At 67.7% G+C, this 23,725-nt stretch carries 27 protein-coding genes and 1 tRNA gene; 16 read left to right on the plus strand and 12 right to left on the minus strand.

Translation table 11 applies throughout. From position 1 onward, the window contains the following. Positions 1–174: 174 nt before the first annotated feature. Positions 175–2,727 (minus strand): aminopeptidase N, encoded by a 2,553-nt coding sequence (pepN, locus tag ACI3KS_RS06950; RefSeq protein ID WP_404916598.1) that lies wholly within the window; start codon positions 2,725–2,727, stop codon positions 175–177. 125 nt (positions 2,728–2,852) lie between these two features. On the opposite strand from pepN, the gene ACI3KS_RS06955 reads away from it, so the two are divergent. From ACI3KS_RS06955 to ACI3KS_RS06975, 5 genes are read left to right on the plus strand one after another with little or no spacing between them, the layout of a single operon-like run. Then, positions 2,853–4,037 carry a ferrochelatase gene (locus ACI3KS_RS06955; RefSeq protein WP_404916600.1) on the plus strand — a complete coding sequence of 395 codons (1,185 nt, stop codon included), beginning with the start codon at positions 2,853–2,855 and terminating at the stop codon, positions 4,035–4,037. A 54-nt stretch (positions 4,038–4,091) separates the two neighbouring features. Beyond that, a complete protein-coding gene (locus ACI3KS_RS06960) occupies positions 4,092–4,577 on the plus strand; it encodes a ribose-5-phosphate isomerase (protein ID WP_404916603.1) in 486 nt (161 codons plus the stop codon). Between the two features lies 1 nt (position 4,578). Next, entirely contained in the window at positions 4,579–5,592 is a 1,014-nt protein-coding gene (locus tag ACI3KS_RS06965) for an Fpg/Nei family DNA glycosylase (protein WP_404916605.1), read from the plus strand. A 9-nt stretch (positions 5,593–5,601) separates the two neighbouring features. Beyond that, complete coding sequence (locus ACI3KS_RS06970) at positions 5,602–6,243, plus strand: FMN-binding negative transcriptional regulator (protein WP_404916607.1); 642 nt, start codon at positions 5,602–5,604, stop codon at positions 6,241–6,243. Further along, positions 6,240–7,706, plus strand: a complete 1,467-nt coding sequence (locus tag ACI3KS_RS06975; protein ID WP_404916609.1) for an amidohydrolase — start codon at positions 6,240–6,242, stop codon at positions 7,704–7,706. Before ACI3KS_RS06970 ends, ACI3KS_RS06975 begins: the two co-directional genes overlap by 4 nt. A gap of 74 nt (positions 7,707–7,780) precedes the next feature. Here the strand turns inward: ACI3KS_RS06975 and ACI3KS_RS06980 are convergent, their stop codons facing one another. Next, a complete protein-coding gene (locus tag ACI3KS_RS06980) occupies positions 7,781–8,266 on the minus strand; it encodes a Dps family protein (protein WP_404916611.1) in 486 nt (161 codons plus the stop codon). 141 nt (positions 8,267–8,407) lie between these two features. Here ACI3KS_RS06980 and ACI3KS_RS06985 point away from each other — a divergent pair, with 141 nt between their 5' ends. Beyond that, positions 8,408–8,965: a gamma carbonic anhydrase family protein gene (locus ACI3KS_RS06985; protein ID WP_404916613.1), complete on the plus strand. Its 558-nt coding sequence runs from the start codon at positions 8,408–8,410 to the stop codon at positions 8,963–8,965. Positions 8,966–8,973: 8 nt separating this feature from the next. Further along, a tRNA-Ile gene (locus tag ACI3KS_RS06990) sits at positions 8,974–9,048 on the plus strand. Between the two features lie 21 nt (positions 9,049–9,069). Here the strand turns inward: ACI3KS_RS06990 and ACI3KS_RS06995 are convergent. Then, positions 9,070–9,480, minus strand: a complete 411-nt coding sequence (locus ACI3KS_RS06995) for a MerR family transcriptional regulator (RefSeq protein ID WP_404916615.1) — start codon at positions 9,478–9,480, stop codon at positions 9,070–9,072. Between the two features lie 47 nt (positions 9,481–9,527). On the opposite strand from ACI3KS_RS06995, the gene ACI3KS_RS07000 reads away from it, so the two are divergent. Continuing rightward, positions 9,528–10,505 carry an oxidoreductase gene (locus ACI3KS_RS07000; protein WP_404916617.1) on the plus strand — a complete coding sequence of 326 codons (978 nt, stop codon included), beginning with the start codon at positions 9,528–9,530 and terminating at the stop codon, positions 10,503–10,505. 19 nt (positions 10,506–10,524) lie between these two features. Here the strand turns inward: ACI3KS_RS07000 and ACI3KS_RS07005 are convergent, their stop codons facing one another. The 4 genes from ACI3KS_RS07005 to ACI3KS_RS07020 are packed head-to-tail and all read right to left on the minus strand — an operon-like array spanning position 10,525 to position 12,972. Beyond that, positions 10,525–10,881 carry a hypothetical protein gene (locus ACI3KS_RS07005; protein WP_404916619.1) on the minus strand — a complete coding sequence of 119 codons (357 nt, stop codon included), beginning with the start codon at positions 10,879–10,881 and terminating at the stop codon, positions 10,525–10,527. Then, a complete protein-coding gene (locus tag ACI3KS_RS07010; RefSeq protein ID WP_404916621.1) occupies positions 10,881–11,864 on the minus strand; it encodes a hypothetical protein in 984 nt (327 codons plus the stop codon). Before ACI3KS_RS07010 ends, ACI3KS_RS07005 begins: the two co-directional genes overlap by 1 nt. After that, positions 11,845–12,471 (minus strand): RNA polymerase sigma factor, encoded by a 627-nt coding sequence (locus ACI3KS_RS07015; RefSeq protein ID WP_404916623.1) that lies wholly within the window; start codon positions 12,469–12,471, stop codon positions 11,845–11,847. Before ACI3KS_RS07015 ends, ACI3KS_RS07010 begins: the two co-directional genes overlap by 20 nt. A gap of 36 nt (positions 12,472–12,507) precedes the next feature. Further along, the gene (locus ACI3KS_RS07020; protein WP_404916625.1) at positions 12,508–12,972 is read right to left on the minus strand and encodes a peptidase inhibitor family I36 protein; all 465 of its coding nucleotides are present in this window, start codon (positions 12,970–12,972) and stop codon (positions 12,508–12,510) included. A 243-nt stretch (positions 12,973–13,215) separates the two neighbouring features. Between ACI3KS_RS07020 and ACI3KS_RS07025 the strand changes: the two genes are divergently transcribed. Beyond that, positions 13,216–13,419 carry a DUF6458 family protein gene (locus tag ACI3KS_RS07025; protein ID WP_404916627.1) on the plus strand — a complete coding sequence of 68 codons (204 nt, stop codon included), beginning with the start codon at positions 13,216–13,218 and terminating at the stop codon, positions 13,417–13,419. Between the two features lie 6 nt (positions 13,420–13,425). Here the strand turns inward: ACI3KS_RS07025 and ACI3KS_RS07030 are convergent, their stop codons facing one another. Then, the gene (locus ACI3KS_RS07030; protein ID WP_404916629.1) at positions 13,426–13,740 is read right to left on the minus strand and encodes a hypothetical protein; all 315 of its coding nucleotides are present in this window, start codon (positions 13,738–13,740) and stop codon (positions 13,426–13,428) included. 330 nt (positions 13,741–14,070) lie between these two features. On the opposite strand from ACI3KS_RS07030, the gene ACI3KS_RS07035 reads away from it, so the two are divergent. Then, positions 14,071–14,733, plus strand: a complete 663-nt coding sequence (locus ACI3KS_RS07035) for a hypothetical protein (protein ID WP_404916631.1) — start codon at positions 14,071–14,073, stop codon at positions 14,731–14,733. Then, entirely contained in the window at positions 14,730–14,882 is a 153-nt protein-coding gene (locus tag ACI3KS_RS07040) for an LPXTG cell wall anchor domain-containing protein (RefSeq protein ID WP_404916633.1), read from the plus strand. The genes ACI3KS_RS07035 and ACI3KS_RS07040 overlap by 4 nt, the downstream gene beginning before the upstream one ends. Before the next feature lie 110 nt (positions 14,883–14,992). Here the strand turns inward: ACI3KS_RS07040 and ACI3KS_RS07045 are convergent, their stop codons facing one another. Both ACI3KS_RS07045 and ACI3KS_RS07050 read right to left on the minus strand, forming a co-directional pair. Beyond that, complete coding sequence (locus ACI3KS_RS07045; RefSeq protein WP_404916635.1) at positions 14,993–15,850, minus strand: helix-turn-helix transcriptional regulator; 858 nt, start codon at positions 15,848–15,850, stop codon at positions 14,993–14,995. Between the two features lie 140 nt (positions 15,851–15,990). Beyond that, on the minus strand, positions 15,991–16,722 hold the full coding sequence (locus ACI3KS_RS07050) for a 3'-5' exonuclease (protein ID WP_404916637.1): 732 nt from the start codon (positions 16,720–16,722) through the stop codon (positions 15,991–15,993). Positions 16,723–16,789: 67 nt separating this feature from the next. Here ACI3KS_RS07050 and ACI3KS_RS07055 point away from each other — a divergent pair, with 67 nt between their 5' ends. Further along, a complete protein-coding gene (locus tag ACI3KS_RS07055; RefSeq protein ID WP_404916639.1) occupies positions 16,790–17,689 on the plus strand; it encodes an alpha/beta fold hydrolase in 900 nt (299 codons plus the stop codon). Here ACI3KS_RS07055 and ACI3KS_RS07060 read toward each other — a convergent pair. Next, positions 17,661–18,134, minus strand: coding sequence for an Lrp/AsnC family transcriptional regulator (locus ACI3KS_RS07060; protein ID WP_404916641.1), 474 nt, complete (start codon positions 18,132–18,134; stop codon positions 17,661–17,663). The two genes, ACI3KS_RS07055 and ACI3KS_RS07060, sit on opposite strands and share 29 nt — an antisense overlap. A gap of 168 nt (positions 18,135–18,302) precedes the next feature. Here ACI3KS_RS07060 and ACI3KS_RS07065 point away from each other — a divergent pair, with 168 nt between their 5' ends. Genes ACI3KS_RS07065 through ACI3KS_RS07075 form a run of 3 tightly spaced genes read left to right on the plus strand, consistent with a single transcriptional unit; the run spans position 18,303 to position 21,858 of the window. Then, the gene (locus ACI3KS_RS07065) at positions 18,303–19,418 is read left to right on the plus strand and encodes a thiamine pyrophosphate-dependent enzyme (RefSeq protein ID WP_404916643.1); all 1,116 of its coding nucleotides are present in this window, start codon (positions 18,303–18,305) and stop codon (positions 19,416–19,418) included. A gap of 2 nt (positions 19,419–19,420) precedes the next feature. Beyond that, positions 19,421–20,431 carry an alpha-ketoacid dehydrogenase subunit beta gene (locus ACI3KS_RS07070; protein WP_404916645.1) on the plus strand — a complete coding sequence of 337 codons (1,011 nt, stop codon included), beginning with the start codon at positions 19,421–19,423 and terminating at the stop codon, positions 20,429–20,431. Further along, a complete protein-coding gene (locus ACI3KS_RS07075) occupies positions 20,428–21,858 on the plus strand; it encodes a dihydrolipoamide acetyltransferase family protein (protein ID WP_404916647.1) in 1,431 nt (476 codons plus the stop codon). The genes ACI3KS_RS07070 and ACI3KS_RS07075 overlap by 4 nt, the downstream gene beginning before the upstream one ends. Here ACI3KS_RS07075 and ACI3KS_RS07080 read toward each other — a convergent pair. Further along, positions 21,851–22,447 carry a TetR/AcrR family transcriptional regulator gene (locus ACI3KS_RS07080; RefSeq protein ID WP_404916649.1) on the minus strand — a complete coding sequence of 199 codons (597 nt, stop codon included), beginning with the start codon at positions 22,445–22,447 and terminating at the stop codon, positions 21,851–21,853. The two genes, ACI3KS_RS07075 and ACI3KS_RS07080, sit on opposite strands and share 8 nt — an antisense overlap. Positions 22,448–22,568: 121 nt before the next feature. On the opposite strand from ACI3KS_RS07080, the gene ACI3KS_RS07085 reads away from it, so the two are divergent. Beyond that, positions 22,569–23,717 (plus strand): acyl-CoA dehydrogenase family protein, encoded by a 1,149-nt coding sequence (locus tag ACI3KS_RS07085; protein ID WP_404916837.1) that lies wholly within the window; start codon positions 22,569–22,571, stop codon positions 23,715–23,717. The last annotated feature ends 8 nt before the right edge of the window (positions 23,718–23,725 follow it).

Below are 23,725 nucleotides of genomic sequence, written 5' to 3' on the forward strand. Positions count from 1 at the left end.
GCCATCAAGCCCTGGGCTACGCCACTCCAGCCGAAGCGATGGCCCATCTGACACGGACCACCGCCGCCAAAGCGGCCTAACCAGAACGGAAATGAGAACAACACTCCACGACACGCGGGCCGCCCTAGGTCGACGCGAAACGCATCGACCTGAGCCCTTCTCGCTGTCGTCCGGTCAGTCCTCGGCGTCGCGGGACTGCGCGGCGAGCGCACGCTCCACGTCGGCGAGGTTCTCCAGCACGAGACGCCGCAGCGCGGGCGCAGCATCCTGGTGCTCCGCGAGCCAGCCGCGTGTGGTGTCGCGCAGCGTCAGGTTCGCGAGTGCGGTGGGGAACAGACCGACGACCAGGTACTGCGCGATCTGGTAGGTGCGGGACTCCCACACCGGGATCAGCATGTCGAAGTACGCGGGAACGAAGTCCGCGAGCACGTCGACGCCGGCGGGATGCACGAAGCCGAGCGCGGCGGAGCGGACGATCGTGTTCGGCGCATCGTCGCGCTCGATCAGCGACGCCCACGCGGCCTTCTTCGATTCCAGGTCGGGCAGGGCTGCGCGGGCCTGGGCGGCGAACTCGCCGCCCTTCGCGGTGTTGTCCGCAGCGAGCGCGGCGTCGATGGTCGCGGCATCCGTCGCCCCGATCGTGGCGAGCCCGACCAGCAGCTGCCAGTTCAGGTCGGCATCGATCTCGAGGCCGGGGAGCGTCTCCTCGCCTGAGCGCAGACGCCCGACGATGCCGGCGTGCTCGGGGGTGACGAGGGAATTGGCGAACGCCGTCACGAACTGCAGCTGGCTGTCGCTGCCCGCCTCAGCGGCCTCCGCGAGCTCCCACAGGCCGTCGGCGACCTTCTGGCGGGCGGCTGCCCGGTCGGCGGGCGTGACGTACAGGGCCGCCGCGGTGCGCAGCTGAGCCAGGGTCGTCCGCACTGTGGTCGACTCGGTCTCGCGCCCGATGTTCCCGAGTACCAGATCGATGTAGTCGGATGCCGCGGTCTCGGCGTCGCGCGTCTGATCCCAGGCGGCTCCCCACACGAGCGAGCGTGCGAGCGGATCGTGGATGTCGGCGAGGTGCGCGATCGCGGTGGCGAGGGACTTCTCGTCGAGGCGGATCTTCGCGTACGCGAGGTCGTTGTCGTTGAGCAGGATGAGGTCGGGGCGCGTGAGTCCCTTGAGCTCTGGGATCTCGGTGCGGTCGCCGTCGACATCGACCTCGACGTAGTGCGAACGGACGAGCGCGCCGTCGCGGAGTGAGTAGAACCCGATGCCAAGCCTGTGCGGGCGGATCGTCGGATAGTCGGCCGGTGCGGTCTGCGTCACGGCGAAGCGCGAGATCGTTCCGTCGTGCTCCTCGGCGATCACCGGCTCGAGCGTGTTGACGCCGGCGGTCTCCAGCCACTTCTTCGACCAGGTGCTGAGGTCGCGGCCGCTCGTCGCCTCGAGCTCGGTGAGCAGATCGCTCAGCTCGGTGTTGCCCCAGGAGTGCTTCTGGAAGTACTGCGAGACACCGGTGAAGAACGCCTCGATGCCCACCCAGGCGGCGAGCTGCTTGAGCACCGATCCGCCCTTCGCATAGGTGATGCCGTCGAAGTTGACCAGGACGTCCTGCAAGTCGTTGATCTCGGCGACGATCGGATGCGTCGACGGGAGCTGGTCCTGGCGGTAGGCCCAGGTCTTCTCCATGGCGTTGAACGTCGTCCAGGCCTCGGTCCACTCCGTGGCCTCGGCCGTCGCGATGGTCGACGCCCACTCGGCGAACGACTCGTTCAGCCAGAGGTCGTTCCACCACTTCATCGTGACGAGGTCGCCGAACCACATGTGCGCGAGCTCGTGCAGGATCGTGACCACGCGACGCTCCTTGACGGCGTCGGTGACCTTGCTGCGGAACACGTAGGTCTCGGTGAAGGTCACCGCACCCGCGTTCTCCATGGCACCCGCGTTGAACTCCGGCACGAACAACTGGTCGTACTTCGCAAAGGGGTACGGCACGCCGAACTTCGACTCGAAGTACGCGAAGCCCTCGCGGGTCTTGTCGAAGATGTAGTCGGCATCGAGGTGCTGCCAGAGGCTCTTGCGGCCGTACACGCCGAGCGGGATCACACGACCCGAAGCGCTCGTCAGCTCGGAGAACGTCGACTCGTACGGGCCGGCGATCAGAGCGGTGATGTACGAGGAGATGCGCGGCGTCGGCTCGAAGCCCCACGTGGCGATGTTCGGGTCGTCGTGGACGATCGGCTCGGGGGTGGGGGAGTTCGAGACGACCTTCCACGCGGAGGGAGCGGTGATGGTGAACTGGAACGTCGCCTTCAGGTCGGGCTGCTCGAAGACCGCGAAGACGCGGCGGGAGTCGGGGACCTCGAACTGCGAGTAGAGGTACACCTCGTCGTCGACCGGATCGACGAACCGATGCAGGCCCTCGCCGGTGTTCGTGTACTCGCAGTCCGCATCGACGACGAGGACGTTCTCGTCCTGCAGGCCGGTGAGGGCGATACGCGAGTCGGCGTACACCTCATCGGGGTCGAGCTGCTCTCCGTTGAGCGAGATCTCCCGCACATCGCGAGCGATGAGATCGATGAAGGTGAAGCTCTCTGGCGCGGCGGTGAACCGCACGACGCTCCGAGAGCCGAAGACCTCGGCGCCCTTCGTGAGATCGAGGGCGATCTCGTACGACTGGGTGTCGATGACGTCGCGGCGCTCCTGCGCTTCGATGCGGGTGAGGTTCTCTCCAGGCACTGCTTGTACTCCCAGGGGTGAGGGGACGTTGTCGCGGTCGGGGCGCAGTTGGCACCCACGACAACCATGACAGCCTACGCCAGCAATGGACACCTCCTCCTCCCGGATGGTGAAAGGATGGAGGGGTGACTGCGACCGATCCGACAATCGTTCCCTTTGCGTCGTCCGCGGCAGCGGACGGCGCGCCGTATGTGACGACCCCCGTTGCGTATGACGGCATCCTGCTCGCCGGCTTCGGCGGACCGGAGGGGCAGGACGATGTCATCCCGTTCCTGCGGAACGTCACGCGAGGGCGCGGCATCCCCGACGAGCGGCTCGAAGAGGTCGCACACCACTACCGGCACTTCGGCGGCGTGAGCCCGATCAACGGGCAGAACCGCGTCCTGAAGGATGCGCTGCAGCAGGAGCTCGTGCGTCGGGGCATCGACCTGCCCGTCTACTGGGGCAATCGCAACTGGGCGCCGTACCTCGAGGAGGTCGTCACCGAGGCCGCGGACAACGGTCACACCACTCTTCTCGCCTTCGCGACGAGCGCCTACAGCTCGTTCTCTAGCTGCCGTCAGTACCGTGAGGACTTCGCCAGGGTCCTCGAGGAGACCGGACTCGGCGACACCGTGACGATCGACAAGATCCGTCCCTTCTACGACCACCCCGGCTTCGTCGAGGCGTTCGAGACCGGCGTCCGCGAGGCCGTCGAGGGCTTCCTCGCCCAGGGGATCGCGGCATCCGACATTCAGATCCTGTTCTCGACCCACAGCATCCCCACGGCGGATGCCGAGCGCTCGGGCGCCCGCGACATCGAGTGGGGCGAGGGGGGCGCCTACGCCGCCCAGCACCTCGCGGTCGCGGCGTGGGTGATGGATCGCGTGTGCGAGAGCGTGCCCGAGGCATCCGATGTCGCGTGGGAGCTCGTCTACCAGTCCCGCTCCGGCCCCGCCTCGCAGCCGTGGCTCGAGCCTGACGTGTGCGATGTGATCGGCGAGCTGTCCGGTCGCGGGCGCAAGGCGGTCGCCGTCGTCCCCGTCGGATTCATGAGCGACCACATGGAGGTGCTCTGGGATCTCGACACCGAGGCGGCCGAGGCCGCTGAGGAGGCAGGGCTCGCCTTCACCCGAACGCCGACCCCCGGCGTCGCGCCGTCGTTCGTCGCGGGCATCGTCGATCTGATCCAGGAGCGCTTGGAAGGGCGCCCCAACGAGGATCGGCCGCACGTCACGTCGCTGCCCGGAGCCTTCGACGTGTGCCGCCCCGGATGCTGCGAGAACATCCGCGCCGGATTCAAGCCGGCGGCCGCAGGAATCGCTCCCTGAACCTCCACGTCACTCGGCATCGTCGACGCTTCCCTCACTTCTAGGATGGAGATCATGCGCATCCACATCGCCACCGATCACGCCGGCCTCGACTTCTCCACGCAGCTGCAGGAGCACCTGCGTTCGGCCGGGCACGAGGTCGTGGACCACGGGCCGATCGAGTACGACGCGGTCGACGACTACCCCTCGTTCTGCATCCGCGCGGCCCAGGCTGTCGTCGCTGATCAGAGTGCGGGTGTCGAGGCGCTCGGCATCGTCTTCGGCGGGTCCGGCAACGGCGAGCAGATCGCCGCGAACAAGGTGCAGGGGATCCGGGCCGCGCTCGTGTGGAACGTCTCGACGGCAGAGCTCGCCCGCGAGCACAACGATGCGAACGTGATCTCGATCGGCGCTCGTCAGCACACCTTCGACGAGGTGACGACGTTCATCGACACCTTCATCGCCACCCCGTTCTCGAACGAGGAGCGTCACGTCCGTCGCATCGGCCAGATCGCCGACTACGAGCGCGACGGATCGCTGCTGCCGGACCCCCGGGCCTGACATGCCCGAGGGGCACTCCGTCCACCGCATCGCTCGTCAGTTCGATCGCAACTTCATCGGGCGGGTGATGTCGGCCTCCAGCCCGCAGGGCCGGTTCGCCGAGGGAGCCGCGCTGCTCGACGGTCGCGAGGCCGTGAGCGTACAGGCGGTCGGAAAGCAGATGTTCCTCGAGACCGAGGGGGATCTGTGGCTGCGCGTGCACCTCGGGCTCTACGGTGCGTGGGACTTCGCCGGCTCGATCCTCGTCGATCCGACCATCGCCTCGGCGAACGGCCGGATGGGGCAGACCAACCAGCGCGGCACCGATCTCGGCGACCAGGCTCTTGGCGATCCGATCCTCGATGACGCGGGAGAGAACTCGCTGTCGTCCATCGGCGCTCCCCGTCGTGCACGCGTGCACGTGCGGATGTCGGAGCAGACCAAGGGGCTGTCGGACGAGGGTGCGAAGTGGCCGCCGCCGGTGGTCGGCCAGGTCCGTCTGCGTCTCATGACCGAGCTCACCGCGGCCGACCTTCGCGGGCCTACAGCCTGTGTGCTGCAGACGCCAGACGAGATGCTCGCCACGGTCGCGAAGCTCGGTCCCGATCCGCTCGTCGGCGACCCGGTGGAGAACGAGGAGCGGTTCGTCCGCGCCGTGCGCAAGAAGTCCACGGTGATCGCACTGCTGCTCATGGACCAGTCGGTCGTCAGCGGCATCGGCAACGTCTACCGTGCCGAGATGCTCTTCCGTCAGCGTCTCAACCCCCACACCCCGGGCCGCTCCGTGCCGGAGGACGTCGTGCGGGCGCTGTGGCACGACTGGGTGCGGCTGCTGGCGATCGGCGTCGAGACCGGTCAGATGATGACGATGGACGACCTCTCGCCTGAGCAGTACCGGGCCGCGATGGCCAGTCGCGACGACCGGCACTGGGTGTACCACCGTGCCGGCCTGCCCTGCCGCGTGTGCGGTACCGAGATCGCCCTGGAGGAGATCGGCGCCCGCAAGCTGTACTGGTGCCCTCGCTGCCAGGCATAGGCTCGTTCCATGCGTCAGAATCCGAGCTTCACCCTGGCCGACGTCGACGAGATGCGCCGCGTGATCGACGCGAATCCCTGGGCGACGATCATGAGCGCAGGGCCCGATGGCCTGGTCGCATCGCATTATGCGGTGCTTCTCGACGAGACCCATGACGACCTGACGGTCGTGGGCCATGTCGGTCGTCCGGACGACGCGATCCACGGCATGGGCGATCGCGAGATGATCATCGTGTTCCAGGGGCCGCACGGCTACATCTCGCCGGGATGGTACGGCGACGTGCCCGCGGTGCCGACCTGGAACTATGTGGCGGTCCATCTGGCGGGCGTGCCCGAGATCCTCTCCCGCGATGAGAACCTTCAGGTGCTCGATCGCCTCGTCGCACGCTTCGAAGAGCGGATGCCGGATCCCCGGCTCATGTGGGAGCGTCCCAACGACGAGGCGTTCGTGTCGCGTCTGGAGGCGGGCACCGTCGGCTTCCGTCTGCGCCCGACCCGCATCACGGCGAAGCGCAAACTGAGCCAGAACAAGCCCGTCGACGTGGTGGAGACGGTCATCGCGGAGTTGGAGGGCGACGGTCCGTACGCGCAGCCCGCCCTCGCCGCCGAGATGCGTCGCGCGCACGAGGCCCTCGCCGAGGGACGTCGATGATCGGCGGCACGATCGGGACCATCAGCGGGGTCCGCATCGCGGGCGCAGGCAGGGAGTTCCTCATCGATGAGGAGCCCGTCGACATTCTCATCGAGTCGGGCGTCATCGCCGACATCGCGCCGACGGGCGCGCTCCGCCCGCACGGCGAGGTTCTCGACGCCGGGGGCGCGTGGGCGGTGCCGGGGCTGTGGGACAACCACGTGCACACCGTCCAGTGGGCACTCGCCGAGGGGCGGGTCGCGCTGGTCGGAGCGGCCTCTGCGGTCGACGCCGCAGAACGGATGCGCGATGTCGCTCCGCTGCCTGATGGACGACGCGTGGGCGCGGGCTTCCGCGATGCGCTCTGGAAGGACGCCCCCTCGCTCGAGGTCATCGATCGCGCGACAGGCGATGTCCCGACCTACCTGATCAACGCCGACGTGCACAGCACCTGGCTCAACTCCGCCGCCCTGCGCCGCGAGGGTTTCGAGGCCCTCGACGGAGTGCTGCGTGAAGAGGACGCCTTCGAGATCTCCCGCCGTCTCAATGCGGTGGATCCGTCCCATGCGGACGCGGCGGTGCGTCGCGCGGGGGAGCGAGCCGCTGCCAGGGGCGTGACAGGTCTCGTCGATTTCGATATGGCGTGGAACGCGGATGCTTGGCACCGAAGAGCAGGCGCCGGGTTCGCTGCTCACCGTGTCGAGTTCGCGGTGTACCCCTACGATCTCGAACGCGCGATCGCTGAGGGCTTGCGGACCGGGGAGTCGTACGGCAGCGACCTGGTGACGGTGGGGCCGCTCAAGGTCATCAGTGACGGGTCGCTGGGCACGCGTACCGCGGCCTGCTCACACCACTATTCCGGAGACACCGGGGACTACGGCATCCTCACCGTGTCGCCCACCGATCTCATCGACCTGCTGACGACGGCGACCGGCGCAGGACTGGGAGTCGCGGTGCACGCGATCGGCGATCGCGCGGTGACCGCCGCGCTCGACGCGTTCACCGCCACCGGAGCGTTCGGCTCGATCGAGCATTCGCAGCTGGTGCGGCATGCGGACCTCGTGAGGTTCGCTCGACTCGGAGTCGCGGCGAGCGTGCAGCCCCAGCATGCGCTGGACGATCGTGATCTCGTCGCGACCCACTGGGCGGAGCAGACGTCGATCGGGTATCCGCTCGCTGCGCTGCGTGACGCCGGCGTGGAGCTTCGGTTCGGATCGGATGCGCCCGTGTCGGCGCTCGACCCGTGGCAGGCCATCTCGGCGGCGGTGGACCGCACTGATGACGACCGCGAGCCCTGGCATCCGGAACAACGGCTCACCATCGATCAGGCTCTGGCCGCCAGCACCCGGACATCGCTGCGTCCCGGCGACCCCGCCGATATCGCGATCTGCGGCTCCGATCCGCTCACGACTCGAGGACAGGCGCTGCGGCGGATGCCGATCGTCGCGACACTGCTCGCCGGTCGGGTCACCTACGTCGGTTGAGACGACGGAGCCTGCGGAGACGACGGAGGGGCTGCCGGATCCGATCCGGCAGCCCCTCCGTCATGCGGTTCGACTCAGGCGGCGATGTGCGAGACGAGGAACCAGCGGTCCTTGTCGAGTCCGCGCTTGATCTCGATCGCCACGTCCTGGCTGGTGAGGTCGACCTCGTCGAGCCCATCGATGGCAGCCTGGGTGTCGACGAGGATCGCGTCGATATCGGCGATCACGGCGCGGATCAGCTCATCGGACTGGGTGAATCCAGCGGGGACCGAGGTCGCGGACGCCTTCTCGGCGACGGCGCTGATGCGAGCGTCGATCGGCAGGCCGAGGGCGACGATGCGCTCCGCGGCGGTGTCGGCGAAGCCGCCGGCGTGCTCGACGATCGTGTCGAGGAGCTCGTGGACTCCGACGAAGTTCGCCCCGCGGACGTGCCAGTGCGCCTGCTTGCCGTTGACGGTCAGCGCCTGCAGGCCGAGGACGACGGGAGAGAGGAACTGCGCGGCTGCGGCTGCAACCGTCGGGTCGCTCGCGGTGGTGGAAACGGTCTGTGCCTTGCTCATCTTGGGCTCCTCCGAGTGGTCTGATCTGTGTTGCTGAGGACAACGCTACTCAGCCTGGAACATTCCGCAAGCAAGTGAAGGCTGGGCTTATCACCCGTCGAAACCCGCGGAAACATGCGGAAATGAGGGTAGTCTCGCCTTATGAGCATCGCTGCCGGAGCATCCGTCCTCGCCCTCGCGGATCGAGCGCCGTCGATCGCCGATGGCACGTTCGTCGCGGACGGCGCTCGCATCATCGGAGACGTCTCCCTGTCAGCCGGAGCGAGCGTCTGGTACAACGCCGTGCTGCGGGCGGATTCTGCAGCGATCGTGGTGGGCCCGGGCAGCAACGTGCAGGACAACGTGTCGGTGCACGTGGATGCCGGCCACGCGGTCGTGATCGGGGCGAACGTATCGATCGGTCACAATGCAGTGGTACACGGGTGCACGATCGGCGACGGATCCCTGATCGGCATGGGTGCCGTGGTGCTCAGCGGCGCGGTCATCGGTGCGGGCTGCCTCGTCGCCGGGGGAGCGGTGGTGCTCGGCGGCACCGAAGTGCCCGATGGTTCGCTGGTCGCCGGCGTGCCAGCCAAGGTCCGTCGCGCGTTGACCGATGAGGAACGAGCGGGTCTCATCACGAACGCCGAGACCTACCTCGGTCACCTGCAGACGCACGAGGCCGCGACACCACAGCATCCGGACGGGCCGGTAGGCTGATCTCGTACGGGGCGGTGGCCAAGCTGGTTAAGGCAGTGGGCTCATAACCCAACGATTCGCGGGTTCAAGTCCCGCCCGCCCTACTTCTGAGCTTCATGTTCGTTTCAGGAAGCCAGCACACCGCGTGCGATGAGCGCTGCCCGATAGGCGTCGACCTTGCCGCCGATCACGTCGCGGCATGCCACCAGCGCGTGTATCTGATCGTCGAGCGCAGCAGCATGCGCCTCCATCAGAGCGAGGCGTTCGGACTCGTTCCCCTCGCCTTCGCGTACCAGGGCAGAGTACTTCGCCATCTCAGCCACAGGCATACCCGACTCACGAAGACGGGTGATCAGAGTCAGCCAGCCGACCGTCTCGGGACCGTAGGACCGGCGGCCTCCGCTGGTTCGTGGTACGTCTCGGGGGAAGAGACCTCGGGATTCGTACCAGCGGAGAGTATGGACGCTGAGACCGGTGGCGTCCGCGAGCTCGCCGATACTGAGCGCCTGATCGGCGTGGAAGGGTACACGGGCCATGCGTTCTCCTTGACTTTGAGTGAACTCTAGGTCATATGGTGTCGGACATGACCACGATGATCGACATGCTCGCCCGCCAACAGCCGATGACGACGTCTTTCGGGTATCGCACAACAGCCGCAGAAGTCATCGCCGATGTCGACCTCCACAAGAAGACGGCGATCGTGACCGGCGGATACTCCGGGCTCGGCCTCGAGACGGTCAGGGCTCTGGCGGATGCGGGAGTGCAGGTCATCGTTCCGGCCCGCCGTCCCGACGCGGCCGGCGCGGCACTCTCGGACGTGCCGGGCGTACGAGTGAGCGCGATGGACCTCGGCGACCTCGACTCCGTCGCGGCGTTCACCGAACTGGTCCGCGCCGATGCGACCCCCATCGACCTCATCATCAACGTCGCAGGCATCATGGCGTCTCCCTTCCAGCTCACCCCGCAGCACTGGGAGTCGCAGTTCGGCACAAACCACCTCGGGCACTTCGCTCTCGTCGGTGGCGTGGCCGAACTGCTGACGCCGGGTGCGCGCGTGATCGCATACTCCTCGGGGGCCCACTTCCGGTCCCCGGTGCGGTTCCACGATGTCAACTTCGCCGAGACCGCCTATGACCCGTGGGTGGCGTACGGTCAGTCGAAGACGGCGGACGCGCTGTTCGCGGTCGGCCTGGATGCTCGCGCCGCAGCGCGCGGCATCCACGCGTACTCGGTGCACCCCGGCGGAATCCTCACCGACCTGCAGCGCCACATGCCGCGAGAGGAGCTGATCGCACGCCAGTGGATGGATGTCGACGGCACGCCCAATCCCCGGTTCAAGACCCCGGCTCAGGGCGCCTCGACCGGCCTGTGGGCCGCGACCGCACCCGAACTCGTCGACCGGGGCGGCGTATATTGCGAGGACTGCTCGATCAAGGGCGTCGTGCCGGCTGACTTCTCCGACATGACCGTCGGCGGGGTCAAGGAGTGGGCCCTCGATCCAGAGGCCGCAGATCGCCTGTGGGCACTTTCCGTCGAGGCGACGGGCATCGACGCCTTCTGATGGATCTGGCGCGGCGCGATCAAATGCCCTGCGGGATGCCGCCGCTGTCGAAATACTCCCACGGCCCCTCGCCGACTTTGATCAGGTAGGTCGCCTCGCCGCTCTGCGGATCCACCTCGAAGCGGATGCGTCCGCCACTCCGCACGGACTCGCCCCTCGCATCGTGCCAGAGATCGAGCGCCAGCTCCGGGTCGAAGGGCGTCGCCGCGGCACCGCGGGCTTCGCCCTCGCAGCGGGCGGCCGGGGGAGCGCCGCGAGCTCGGGAATCGCGGCAACGAGACCGTGCGAGGTGATCTCGGTCGACGGCTTCGGCGCATCTCGTACGATCTCGCGTGGCGATCTGCCCGATCATCCGATCCTGGGCGCCACGTGCCATCAGTCGTCGTCGGCGTCCCACATCGTGTACGAGATCACACCGGCTGGCAATCCATCCAGGGGCCCGACCAGCTCGCTCTCCACTCCGGCCAGACGACCGGTCTCGGTCGAGATGAACAGGGTCTCCACACGCTCGGGAACACTCGATGACACCGTCAGACCGATCACCGGGCGGCCGAGTCTGTCTTCGGTCTCGCCACGCACGGTCACTTCACCAGCGTCCACGAGGATGTCGAGCAGCGCCGCCTGCTGGGCGTCGTCCAACGTCCAGTACTGCTGAAGCCCCGTGATCGCGGCGAGCACCTCACCCGATGAAGAATCCCCGCCGGCACCGAACGCGGCGAGAGCGGGCTCGAGACCCTCGACGCCGTTCAGCTCGGCGACGGATGCCGGCACCCAGGACTCGTCCACGACCGAGTCGATGGTGTCGATCACCTCTCCCGGCTTATAGGGGCTCCCGTCCAGACCGTCGGGGCGCTCGTCGGCAGTCCAGTACGCGACGCCGGCGGTGATCACCGTTCGGGCAGTGCCACCTGGCGTCCACTCCAGAACGACGTCCTGGGGCACGATCTCGATCTGCTTCTCGCTCATGTCGACATTCCATGCCCAACCGACCGTCGACACGCGCGATTCCTGAGCGACATCGGGTGCGGAGAGGAGTTGACCTTCTGCGGTGGAGATCACCGACGAAAGCGTGCCCGCGGGCGCGTAGTCCAGTGGTGGGGGACCGAGCGCGGATGCCTGCTGGCCGGGGCTCAGGACGTTCACCGCCACGAGCACCGCGACCGCGGCTGCGGCAGCTGCCGCGGGGAGACCGGCGAGCGCCCATCCGCGCCGAGTAAGGGAGGTTCGAGGCCGAGCGCCGCGGATGATCTTCTCCCGCACCGCGATCTCCGCGGCGGTGAGTCCGCTCGTCTCGGGACGAGTTGCCGGATTAGCGGCACGGAACATCCGATCGAGCATTTCATCGCTCAGGGTCGACATGATCTCCTCCTTCCAACTCGATCCGGAGCTTGTTTCGAGCCCTCGTGAGCGTCGTCCACACGGCCGCCTGGCTGGTGCGGAGGACGTCGGCGACCTCGCCGGCGGACAGGCCGTCCCAATAGGTGAGGACGACCACCTGGCGTTCGCGTGCGCTCAGCGAAGTGAGCGCCGAGCGCACCGCCAGCCGCTCCGCAGGATCGAGGGTGGCGTGCTCCGGGCGCAGTCCTCGAGTCAGTGCGTCGATCACGCGCTCCCGCGATCGGGTGCGCCGGATGCTGTCGCGCAGCTTGTTGTTGGCAGTGCGGAGGAACCATGTCAGCGGCATCGGGTTACGCGGATCGAGCTTTCGCCATGCGGCGACGAACACCTCGGCGGTGAGTTCCTCGACGTCCTCCCGATCGTCGAGGAAGCATTCGATGTGTCGGTGCACGCGGGGCCAGTGCTCATCGAACAGGCGCCGGTATGCGACGTCCTTAGAGTCGACGTGGGCCGGTGAGACGGGTGCACCCGTAGGTGCACCGGCCGTCGCCGACTCGAGGTCGGGCTCCGGCGTCGGCACCGCGAGTGCGATGCGACGCGCGAGGCCGGACCGGAACATGGTATCCATCTTCCCATCACCTCGAACGTCGCATGAGCAGTCATGTCACAGGGTGCACCGAAGACTCACGGTGGTCCCACCGACGTTCACCGCTGACCCTGCGGCCGCCGTGGCGAGCACGGTGCCTGAGCTGTTCCGCGCCTGCACGTTCCCCGAGCTGCGTGCATTCGCGACAGACCGGACGCTGCTCAGCGCGGCGGTGCTGACGGTCGTGCAGGCGCTGAACGAGAGCTTGGTTCCGGACTGGTCGGTGCCGGAGTACGCGCAGAAGAGACCCGTGCCGCAGGATCCAACGGTCCGGCTGACTGCCGATTCCGGCGACTCGGCGGAGAGGGTCATCCCGAGCGCCGGCCAGATCACGGTGTCCTCATCGAGCATGACGCCGCCCGGCACGGCAGCCATGGCGTAAGCGACATCGGGATGCGGGCTCGAGTCGTCGGCGTGCACAGGAGAGGGGGCGCCGAGCAGCAGAGTCGCCGCGGCGAGCAGCGCGAGAATTCGGGGCTTCATCACGGTCCGTTCAGGAGAGGGTTGCTCTCCCACTCTCGGGTGTTAGGAGAGGTCGTATTCGCGCGGACCATCGCCCCTTTCGTGCCCGGGACTATTTCCTTACAGATGTATTCCGGTGTACCGGCGCTCTTTCTCGCGCGGTGACGCAGACGGCCCGAGCGCCCGTGTCAAGCCCCTATGCCTGGACAGATCGACGGCGGAATGGTCGTGAGCAGTGGGTTCATCGACCTGAGGAGGAAGACCATGACCATCGGCACCGGCATCGTTCTGTTCGTGATCGGAGCGATCCTCGTCTTCGCGCTGGACATCAGGCTCGACTGGATCGATCTCGACATGGTCGGCTACATCCTGATGGGAGCGGGAGCGATCGCATTCATCATCGGGCTGATCCTGCTCGCCAGTCGCCGTGGGCGCCGACCGGTGGTGACGGACGACGAAGTGATCTGAACAGCTTCAGCTCGGCTCGGGAGTGTCCAGGAGCTCACCCACGAGGGTGATGCCGCCGCTCGAGTTCGCAGAATGGGCGAGGGCCTCGATCCAGCGGCGGCTGAGGTTCGGCGCCTCCGGTTCGTCGAACACGAAGCGCAGCGGAATCGAGGGGTGAAGCCAGATCGTCGAGCGACCTTCAGGCTGACCCTCGGGATGAGTCCATGACAGCGTGAAGCTCTCGTTGCGTCGAAGCTTCGTGGCGACGACGACCTTGAGGTGAGCCAACGCGCGATCGTCGATCTGGATCGGCGTCGAATCGCCGTAGTACAGAGAACCCATGTTCGAAAGCTACGGCTCCGTCGGGACCGGGCTGCGGCATGGGTCCGCGACGCGCGGGAGATGCGAACACTCTGTTCGCGCGGTGTCACTACATTCCCGTCGGGTTAGTCAGATCGATGGATCCGCGTTTCATTACGCGAACCCGAGGGAGAAGCCCCCGCCAGGGGTCGCGGGTGCCCACTTCGTCCCGTCGCTCAGCGTCCGCTCTTACTGTCGGTCTGTCGCGACCGCATGTGCGCGAGCCTCCGCTCCCACCGGATCGGCGGCTGCGTTGACCTCGACGGCGACGCTGTTGCGACGAATCGCATACAAAGTCTGGGGAGACTTTTCATGAATACGACGAAGAAGCGTGCTGCCCTCGGAGGGGTGGCCACGTTCGCCGGAATCTGTCTGGCAGTGCTCGGCACCATACCCGCACACGCAGCGGGGCTTCCGTACAACCAACCGGTTTCGAGCGGATGCGACACGCTGACCGGCACGCAGTGGATGGAGTGGAACAGCCTGATCGTGTCGCCGAGCGGTACAGAACTGCAGCAGCCGTTCGGAGAGGGGCTGACCCTCGATCCGCAGAGGGGGCATCTGGTCACGGTCGATGGCGTGGTCGGTATCGGTACCGGTACGCTGCTGCTCGTCCGTGAGTCATCCGATCTCGTCCGCATCTCAGGAATCCAGGGCGATGCGACCACGATCCTGGCCCAGGCGCAGAACGGGAACAACTACTTCGCGTTCTCGGGAACGCTTCCGGGCGACTGCGTGATCGTCGATCCGACTGATCCTACGGACCCGACCGATCCCACGGACCCGACTGATCCTACGGACCCGACCGATCCCACGGACCCGACCGATCCCACGGACCCGACCGATCCTACGGACCCGACCGATCCGACTGATCCTACGAACCCCACTGATCCCACGGACCCGACGGATCCCACCGACGCCACTGGCCCGTCGCATCCCACGGCCCCTCCGTTCCGGGCAGCACCGCAACCATGAGCGCGACCGCTCGGAACACGTCTGCTCACGCGACCACCGGTCTGGCTTCGACCGGGTCCGACGTTCCGGTCATCGCCATCGGCGTCGGCGGTGCCGCGACCATCCTCGGTGCGCTGATGCTCCGTCGTCGAATCCGCCCGGGCGAATGATCGGCTGTCAGCGCTCCGTCACGGCGGACTGACACGTGAGGAGGGATCCGAGCTGCAGGTGCTCGGATCCCTCCTCAGCAGAACTCGCCCCGCCAGCGCGCGAATCCGGATCAGCGACGGGTGGCGGTGACCGAGGGCGGCACCCCGAACTCCGCCCGGTACGCGGCAGCGAACCGTGAAGGATGCGCGTACCCCCATCGACGTGCGATGTCGGCGATCGTTGACCGTTCGGTGCTCTGGAGCTCTCGGTGTGCGCCGTCCATGCGGGCACGACGAAGGGCTTCGGTCGGCGTGATGTCGAGAGCGCGTCGGAAGGCGTACTGCAGACCCCGCGTCGAGATGTGCACGGCATCCGCGACATCGTCGACGGTGATCGGGCGGTGCGCGTTCTCGGCGATGTAGGTGAGCGCGCGCCGCACTGTCACGGGGGCCGGCCGGGTCTGCGCGGGGGCACGGAGCGAGTCGTCCATCGTGGTGGGGAACGTCGCGAGCGTGAGGGCGAAGGCATGCCGTTGCAGCTCTGCACGAACGGCGGGCGTGTCGGCGTCATCCGCATCGATGGTGTCTTCGAGATACGAGAACATCCGGTTCCATGCGTTGCCGGCCGTCGGCGTTCTCGGCGACAGTTCGGTGACGCGCAATGACAGGCGATCGTCGCCTGTCATTCGACGTGCATACGCTTCGAGCGTCGCACGGTCGAAGATCAGCGCACTCACGCGTGCGCTCTCGCCCCAGCGGGCGTGCACGCGTGCACCGTCGGTGAACCACGGATGCCGGGCGTCGAGGTCGTCCGTGTCCGAGCGCACCTGCGCATCGGAGCCGGACACACGGCACGCCAGAAGCTGATCCACCGGTTCGGCGGTGGACCGGATCTCCGCGGACAGGTCATATCGGACGAACGTCAGACCGGGGAAACCCGCGGAGTGCCAGTCGAAGCGGAAACGGTTCGGGTCGACCTCGTGCAGCACGGCCGAGGGGACGAACTGCTTCCAGGTGCTCTCGACCCGCTGAACGTCACGGGAACAGAAACGCAGGGTTCTTCCTCTCTCGAAGACACTGCTGATCGGGGGTGAAGGCGAGTGTACCCGTCTCTCCGGACAGTCTGCGATCAGCCTTCCGCGGGGGTGATCGCGGGCATCCTGACCGGCCATCCGCCATCGAGCACGTCGTCGGCGTCGAGACGCCCGATCCGGATGAAGTACTCCGTCAGGCTCGCGGCCTGCGAGCGGGCCCAGCCGATCTGCTGGACATGCAGCTGATGGGGCGTTGCCGCGAGCGCGAAGCGGCGACCGAGTGCTTGAGCGACGCGCCCCGCGGCCACAGCATCCGCCGACGCGTCGTGCGCCCCCTCCAGCAGCACTTCGTAGTGTGCAGCGACGATCTCGAGGGTGCGCTTGCCGGGCCGGTATCGGTCGTACGCCTTGTCGATGACGTACGGATCGATGATCGGCGAGGGGGCGACCAGGGCCTCGATGCCATGGCGGCGGCACTCGTGTGCGAGAAGCGAGAAGTCATATGCCGCGTTGTACGCCACGATGGGCACACCCTGCGAGAGCAGAGACCTGAGCGCGCCGACGACCTCGGCGACGACGGTGGACGCCGCGCGTCCCTCTCGGCGGGCCCGCTCGGTGGAGATGCCGTGCACGGCCGTCGCTCCCTCGGGGATCTCGACGCCGGGGTCGGCGAGCCAGTCCTTGGCGACGAACTCGTGTCCTGTCGAATCGAGCACGCCGACGTGAGCCGTCACGATCCGGTCGTGGGTGACGTCGACGCCCGTGGTCTCCAGATCGAAGACGCCCACGCGTGTGAGCCAGTGCGGAGGATCGAACGCGGCGGACATGCTCTCACCGTATGCACCGCCTCGGACATCGCGCGGCGCACTCACGACGAGTCCGTAGACTCGTGGGATGACCGTGCCCTCTCCGTATGCCGATCGCCTGCGCCGACTTCCGGTGTCACGGCACACGATCGAGGTGCGCGACGTGCAGACGGCGTACTGGGAGTACGGGCCGGACGACGCAGCCACGACGATCATCGCCGTGCACGGCTTCCGGGGTGACCATCATGGTCTCGAGTCGGTGCTCGCCTTCCTCCCGGAGGCGCGGGTCATCGCGCCCGACCTGCCTGGGTTCGGCGAGACCGCGCCCGCGCCCGGTCGCGCCTATGACCTCGACGAGTACGCCGCATGGCTCACCGCGTTCACCGATGCCGTCGCTCCGGGTGCGGTGATCCTCGGACACTCGTTCGGATCGATCGTGACCTCAGCCGCCGTCGCCGCCGGCCTGCAGACACCCCGCCTCATCCTCATCAACCCGATCGGCGCACCCGCTCTGGAGGGGCCGAAGGGCGTCATGACCCGCCTCGCCGTGCTGTACTACGCGCTCGGCGCTCGGCTTCCCGAGAGGATCGGCACCGCGCTGCTGCGGAATCCGCTCATCGTCAGAGTCATGAGCATCGCCATGGCGAAGACCACCGATCCCGCGATCCGCCGGTTCGTGCACGATCAGCACGACACCTACTTCTCGAGGTTCGCCGATCGTGACGTGCTCCGTGACGCCTTCGTCGCCAGCGTCTCGCACGACGTCCGAGAGTTCGCCGGTCGCATCGACGTCCCCACCCTGCTGATCGCCGCCGAGCGCGACGACATCACGCCGATCGAGGCCGAGCGTGTGCTCGCCACGTTGTTCGCCGACGCCGAGCTCGTCGAGATCGCCCACGTCGGACATCTCATCCATTACGAGACGCCGGCCGAAGCGGCAGGAGCGATTCGCCGATTCCTCAGGATTCCCGTCGCGCGAGGCCGATGAGACCCGCGACCCGGAACGGGATCACCTCGCCCATCGCGAGGGACGTCTCGGTGCGCTCCACTCCCTCGATCGACAGGATCCTGGCGTCGGTGTCGAAGAGATGGCGCGCATCACGGCAGGCGACCCGGGCGAGCAGATCCACGGATCCGCTGAGCCCGTGCGCCTGGATGATCTCGGGGATGCGGGCCAGTTCCGCGGTGATGCGCGGCAGCTCGATCTGACGCACGCCGATGCTGATGAAGGCCTGCAGCGGGAAGCCCAGGACCTCGGGGGAGAACGAGCGCTCGTAGGAGAGGAAGACGCCCGTCTGCTCCAGCCGCGTCATCCGCGCCTGGATGGTGTTCCGCGACAGACGCAGCGATTCGGCGAGGGAGACGATGGTGGTCCGCGGATCCTCGGCGAGCGCGGAGAGGATCTCGAGGTCGATACGGTCCATTCCGGGCATAGTGCCAAACAGTAGCACTGCCGGCCGCCCGTCAGATTGGCAACATGCTCAGCGCATCCTCGAATGCTTGAGCGACGTGATGAGCAGACGTACGCTCAGATATACCGGCGATGGCGCCGGAGCACGTGCAGGGTCCCACAAGGGCCGCCACGACAGAGGAGGACGAAGATGTCACCGCAACTCACCCCGATCGTCGACACCGCGCAGGATCTCGAACTCGCCGAGCGCATCCTCGCGCCGGGCGGCACCCGCGTGCCGAACGCCCTGCTGGACCCGTTCGTCGCAGACGTCGATGCCGAGCAGCTCCGCGATCTGCTGCGCGACATGATCGTGCTGCGACGCATCGATGCCGAGGGCTTCGCCCTCCAGCGTCAGGGGCAGCTCGGGCTCTGGGCACCCTGCAAGGGCCAGGAAGCCGCGCAGATCGGCACGGCCCGGGCCCTGGAGCCGAGGGACTACGTCTTCCCCAGCTACCGCGAGACCGGGGTGATCTATGCGCGCGGGGCGGGTCCCCATGACTATGTGCGCACCTGGCGCGGCGAGGAGGGAGCCGCATTCGATCCCGACGCGCTGGGCGTCGCACCGCTGCAGATCATCATCGGCGCACAGACGCTTCACGCGGTCGGGTACGCGCTCGGGATCCTGCATGACGGTGCGGACGAGGTCGCCGTGACCTACTTCGGCGACGGCGCGACGAGTCAAGGCGACGTGAACGAGGCCATGGTGTTCGCAGCCTCCTACGGTGCGCCCGTCGTGTTCGTGTGTCAGAACAACCACTGGGCGATCTCCGAGCCGGTCGCCGTGCAATCGCAGTTCCCGATCTCGGGGCGCGCTCCCGGTTTCGGCATCCCGAGTCTGCGGGTGGACGGCAACGACGTCCTCGCGTGCATGGCGGCGATGCGCTGGGCGCTCGCGCACGCCAGGTCGGGCAAGGGGCCGGCCTACATCGAGACGGTGACCTATCGGATGGGCCCGCACACCACGGCTGATGATCCCACGAGGTACCGTGGACAGGATGCCCTGGAGGAGTGGGGGCGTCGCGATCCCATCGACCGTGTCGACACCTACCTGCGGGGTCTCGGTGAGCGCGACGACGAGCGAGCCGCGGCCGACGACGCAGCGGCCGCCACCGCTGCCGCCGAGATGCGCGCCGCATGCCTGGGCATGGTGACGCGCCCACCGCTCGCGGTCTTCGACGGCGTCTACGCCGAGCCGCACACGGGGCTGCAGCGCCAGCGCGAGGATTACGCGGCCTACCTGGCCGGATTCGCGGACGAGGACTGACCATGGTCGAGATGACGCTGGGCAAAGCCCTCGGTGCCGGACTGCGGCGCGCGATGCAGGATGACGACAAGGTCGTGCTCCTCGGCGAGGACATCGGGCGGCTCGGGGGAGTGTTCCGCATCACGGACGGCCTGCTCGACGAGTTCGGCGCGCAGCGGGTCATCGACACGCCGCTCGCCGAGTCCGGCATCGTCGGCACCGCCGTCGGACTCGCGTTCCGCGGATATCGTCCGGTCGTCGAGATCCAGTTCGACGGCTTCGTGTATCCGGCGTTCGACCAGATCGTCTCGCAGGTCGCCAAGCTGCACTACCGCACGCAGGGGAGGGTGCGGATGCCGATCACGATCCGCATCCCCTGGGCGGGAGGAATCGGGGCCGCAGAGCACCACTCCGAGTCGCCGGAGGCCTACTTCGTGCACACAGCGGGTCTCCGCGTCGTCGCGGTGTCGAATCCGACGGACGCCTACCGCAGCCTCCGTCAGGCGATCGCCTGTGATGACCCGGTCATCTTCTTCGAGCCGAAGCGGCTCTATCACCACAAGGGCGACGTCGATCTCGACATACCGCTCGCAGATGCACCCCCGATGGGAATAGCCCAGATCGTGCGTCCGGGAACGGACGCCACGATCGTGACCTATGGGGCGATGGTGGGAACCGCGCTGCAGGCCGCGGAGGCGGCCGCGGACGAGTCGGTGTCGCTCGAGGTGATCGATCTCCGCTCGCTCTCGCCCGTCGACTACGACACGGTGTCCGCGTCAGTGCGTCGTACCGGTCGCGTCGTCGTCGTGCACGAAGCGTCGCGCGAGGCCGGGGTCGCCGCCGAGGTGATCGCGAGTCTGACCGAACTCTGCTTCGAACATCTCGAGGCCGCCCCGCTGCGGGTCACGGGACACGACATCCCCTATCCGCCGTCGAAGTTGGAGAAGCACCATCTCCCGGATCTCGACCGGATCCTGGATGCGGTCGATCGGGTGCTCGACCGGCCCGGCACCCTGACGGGAGCGGACGCATGATCGCCGAGTTCCGACTGCCCGATCTCGGCGAGGGACTGACCGAGGCGGAAGTGGTGCAGTGGCTGGTGGCCCCCGGCGATCCGGTCGCCCTCAATCAGACGCTCGCCGAGGTCGAGACCGCGAAGGCGGTCGTCGAGCTGCCGTCTCCGTATGCGGGCACGGTCAGGGCACTGCACGCCGAGGCGGGAGAGACCGTCGCCGTCGGTGCGCCGCTCATCGCGTTCGACGTCGCCGGTGCAGATGACGGGAGCGTGCGCAGGACGGATGCTGTGCCCACGGCCGCGGCCGCAAAGGCGGTATCCGATGTCGCAGCACCGCCGGCTGACGACGGCGCGGCGAGGAATGAGGACACGCCTCAACCGAACCTGGTCGGCTATGGAGCCGCGGCGAGTGCTGCCGGTCGTCCTGCGCGCCGGGCTCGCCGCCGCTCCGGTGTCGGCGTCGGGGCGGCCGAGACCGCGGTGCTCGAAGCCGCTGTGCGGGATGCTGCGCCGCATGACGCTCGTCCGACAGCGACCCTCGACCTCGATGTCGAGCGCCCTCGGTCGACGCCTCCGGTGCGTGCTCACGCGAAGCGCCTCGGCGTGGACCTGACTCTCGTCGCGGCATCCGTGGGGGACAGGCGGATCACTCGGGACGACGTCGACGCCTTCGCCGAACGCATCGGGATCTCCGCGCACGTGCCGGATGCGACGTCGCCCGTACCTTCGTTCGTCGAGCCGGACCGTCGCGAGACCCGCATTCCGGTTCGCGGCGTGCGCAAGCACACGGCCGTTGCGATGGCGCAGAGCGCGTTCACTGCCCCGCACGTCACGGTGTTCCACACGGTCGACGTCACGGCAACCATGGAGTTGCTCGAGTCCCTGCGCGCGGACCCGTCGCTGCGCGACCACCGGATCGGGCCGCTCGCCGTGGTGGCGAAGGCCGTCTGCCTGGCTCTCGCCGCGACCCCTGAGCTCAACTCACGCTGGGACGATGCCGCCGGCGAGATCATCCGATTCGGCTACGTCGACCTCGGGATCGCGGCAGCGACCGAGCGCGGCCTCGTGGTGCCGAACATCCGCGAGGCGCAGGCGCTCACCCTGGTCGAGTTGTCGGACCGGATCCGTTCGCTGGCACAGACGGCGCGCGAAGGCCGGAGCACCCCCGCGGACCTGGCTGGCGGCACCTTCTCGATCTCGAACATCGGAGTCTTCGGTGTCGACGCGGGCACACCGATCCTGCCGCCGGGACAGGGCGGCATCCTGGCGATCGGCGCGATCCGTCGACAGCCATGGGAGCATCGCGGCGAGATCGCACTGCGTGATGTCATGACGCTGAGTCTGTCGTTCGATCACCGGATCGTGGACGGCGCCGAAGGGGCTCGATTCGTTCGAAGCGTCGCCGGGGTCCTGGAGCAGCCCGGCCGGGCCATGCTGCTCAGCTAGCGGCGAGAATGGCGGCTTCGGCCATCGCGGTGAGGATCGCCGCGGTGGCCGTCTGCCGGCGCGTGGAGCTCTTCGTCGAGTGCGGCGTCGAGTTGATCAGTCCGAAGCAGGCCTGCACGCGCAGCCTGAGTTCGTCGTTCCCGGCATCTGGGGCGACGGCACCCAGCGCGGTGATCCAGCGTTCGATGTAGGTGCGCTGCAGGCGGCGCACCTCGGAGCGGTCGGCATCCGACAGATGCGCCACATCCTGGTCGTGCACCCGGATCACGTCGGCATTGCCCAGCGCGAAGTCGACGTGGAAGGCGATCAGGGCGTGCAGACGCGCGATATCGCTGTCGGACGTGTCCGCCACCCGGATGCCACCGTGCACGAGCTCTTCGCTGACCTTGACGAGCACAGCCCCGAGCAGAGCCTGCTTGCCGGCGAAGTGGCGGTAGACCGCGGGGCCCGAGACGCCGACCGCCGCGCCGATCTCCTCGAGGCTCACGCCGTTGTAGCCGCGCTCCGCGAACAGCGACGCCGCGGCGCGCAGCAGCGCCTCCGCGCGTTCCGCCTTGGCGCGATCACGGGAGGTGAGCGGGCTTGTCATCTCAGTTAATCCTCGCTAACCTGAATCATCGGGTGAGTGAACACTAACCGAGAAGTCGAGGTGTTCGCCACCATGTGTCGACAGCGCTCTCGATGACGAGAAGCGGCGAGGAGGACCGATGATGGACGACCTCACGGACGAGGAGCGCGAGCTCGCGGCGATGGTGCGGGAATTCGCCGACACGGTGGTCGCCCCGCGATCCTACGAAGCGGACCGCACCCACACGCTGCCGATGGGCGTCGTGGCGCAGATGGGCGAGCTCGGGCTGTTCGGCCTGCCGTTCCCTGAGGAGTACGGAGGCCAGGGCGGCGACTACATGGCTCTCGGCCTGGCGATCGAGGCATTGGGCCGGGTGGATCAGTCGATCGCGATCACGCTGGAAGCGGGCGTGAGTCTCGGAGCGATGCCGGTCTTCCGCTTCGGCACCGAAGAGCAGAAGCAGGAGTTCCTCCCCGACCTGCTCGCCGGGCGCGCACTGGCGGGGTTCGGCCTCACCGAACCCGAGGCCGGCAGTGATGCCGGTGCCACGCGGACGACCGCTCATCTCGATGGCGGCGAGTGGGTCGTCGACGGGACCAAGCAGTTCATCACGAACTCCGGGACATCCATCACGCGCTTCGTGACCGTCACCGCGGTCACCGGAACGACCGACGGACGCAAGGAGATCTCCACGATCATCGTCCCGAACGGCACGCCGGGATTCACGGTCGAACCCGCCTATGACAAGGTCGGGTGGAACGCCTCTGACACGCATCCTCTGACCTTCGCCGGAGCGAGAGTCCCGGAGGCGAATCTGCTCGGCACGCGGGGGAGTGGATTCCGGAACTTCCTCAGCATTCTCGACGAGGGGCGCATCGCGATCGCCGCCCTCGCGACGGGCGCGGCCGAGGGCTGTCTCGAGGCCGCTGTCGACTACGCCCGCAGTCGCACGGTCTTCGGCAGTGCGCTCAGCACGCGTCAGAACGCGCAGTTCACGCTCGCGCGCATGCGGGCGCGTGTGCACACCGCTCGTCTCGCATGGCACCATGCGGCGCGTCTGCGCGACGCGGGGAAGCCCTTCGCGGAGCAGGCGGCGATCGCGAAGCTCGTGTCAGGTGAGGCGGCGATGGACAACGCGCGAGACGCGACGCAGATCTTCGGAGGCAACGGCTTCATGAACGAGTTCCCCGTCGCCCGTCACTATCGCGATTCGAAGATCCTCGAGATCGGAGAGGGGACGACCGAGGTGCAGCTGCTCGTCATCGCACGGGCGCTCGGACTCAACGGATAGCGTGATCG

Origin of the sequence: Microbacterium sp. ZW T5_45 (assembly GCF_044987415.1) — a bacterium.
Lineage (GTDB): Bacteria > Actinomycetota > Actinomycetes > Actinomycetales > Microbacteriaceae > Microbacterium.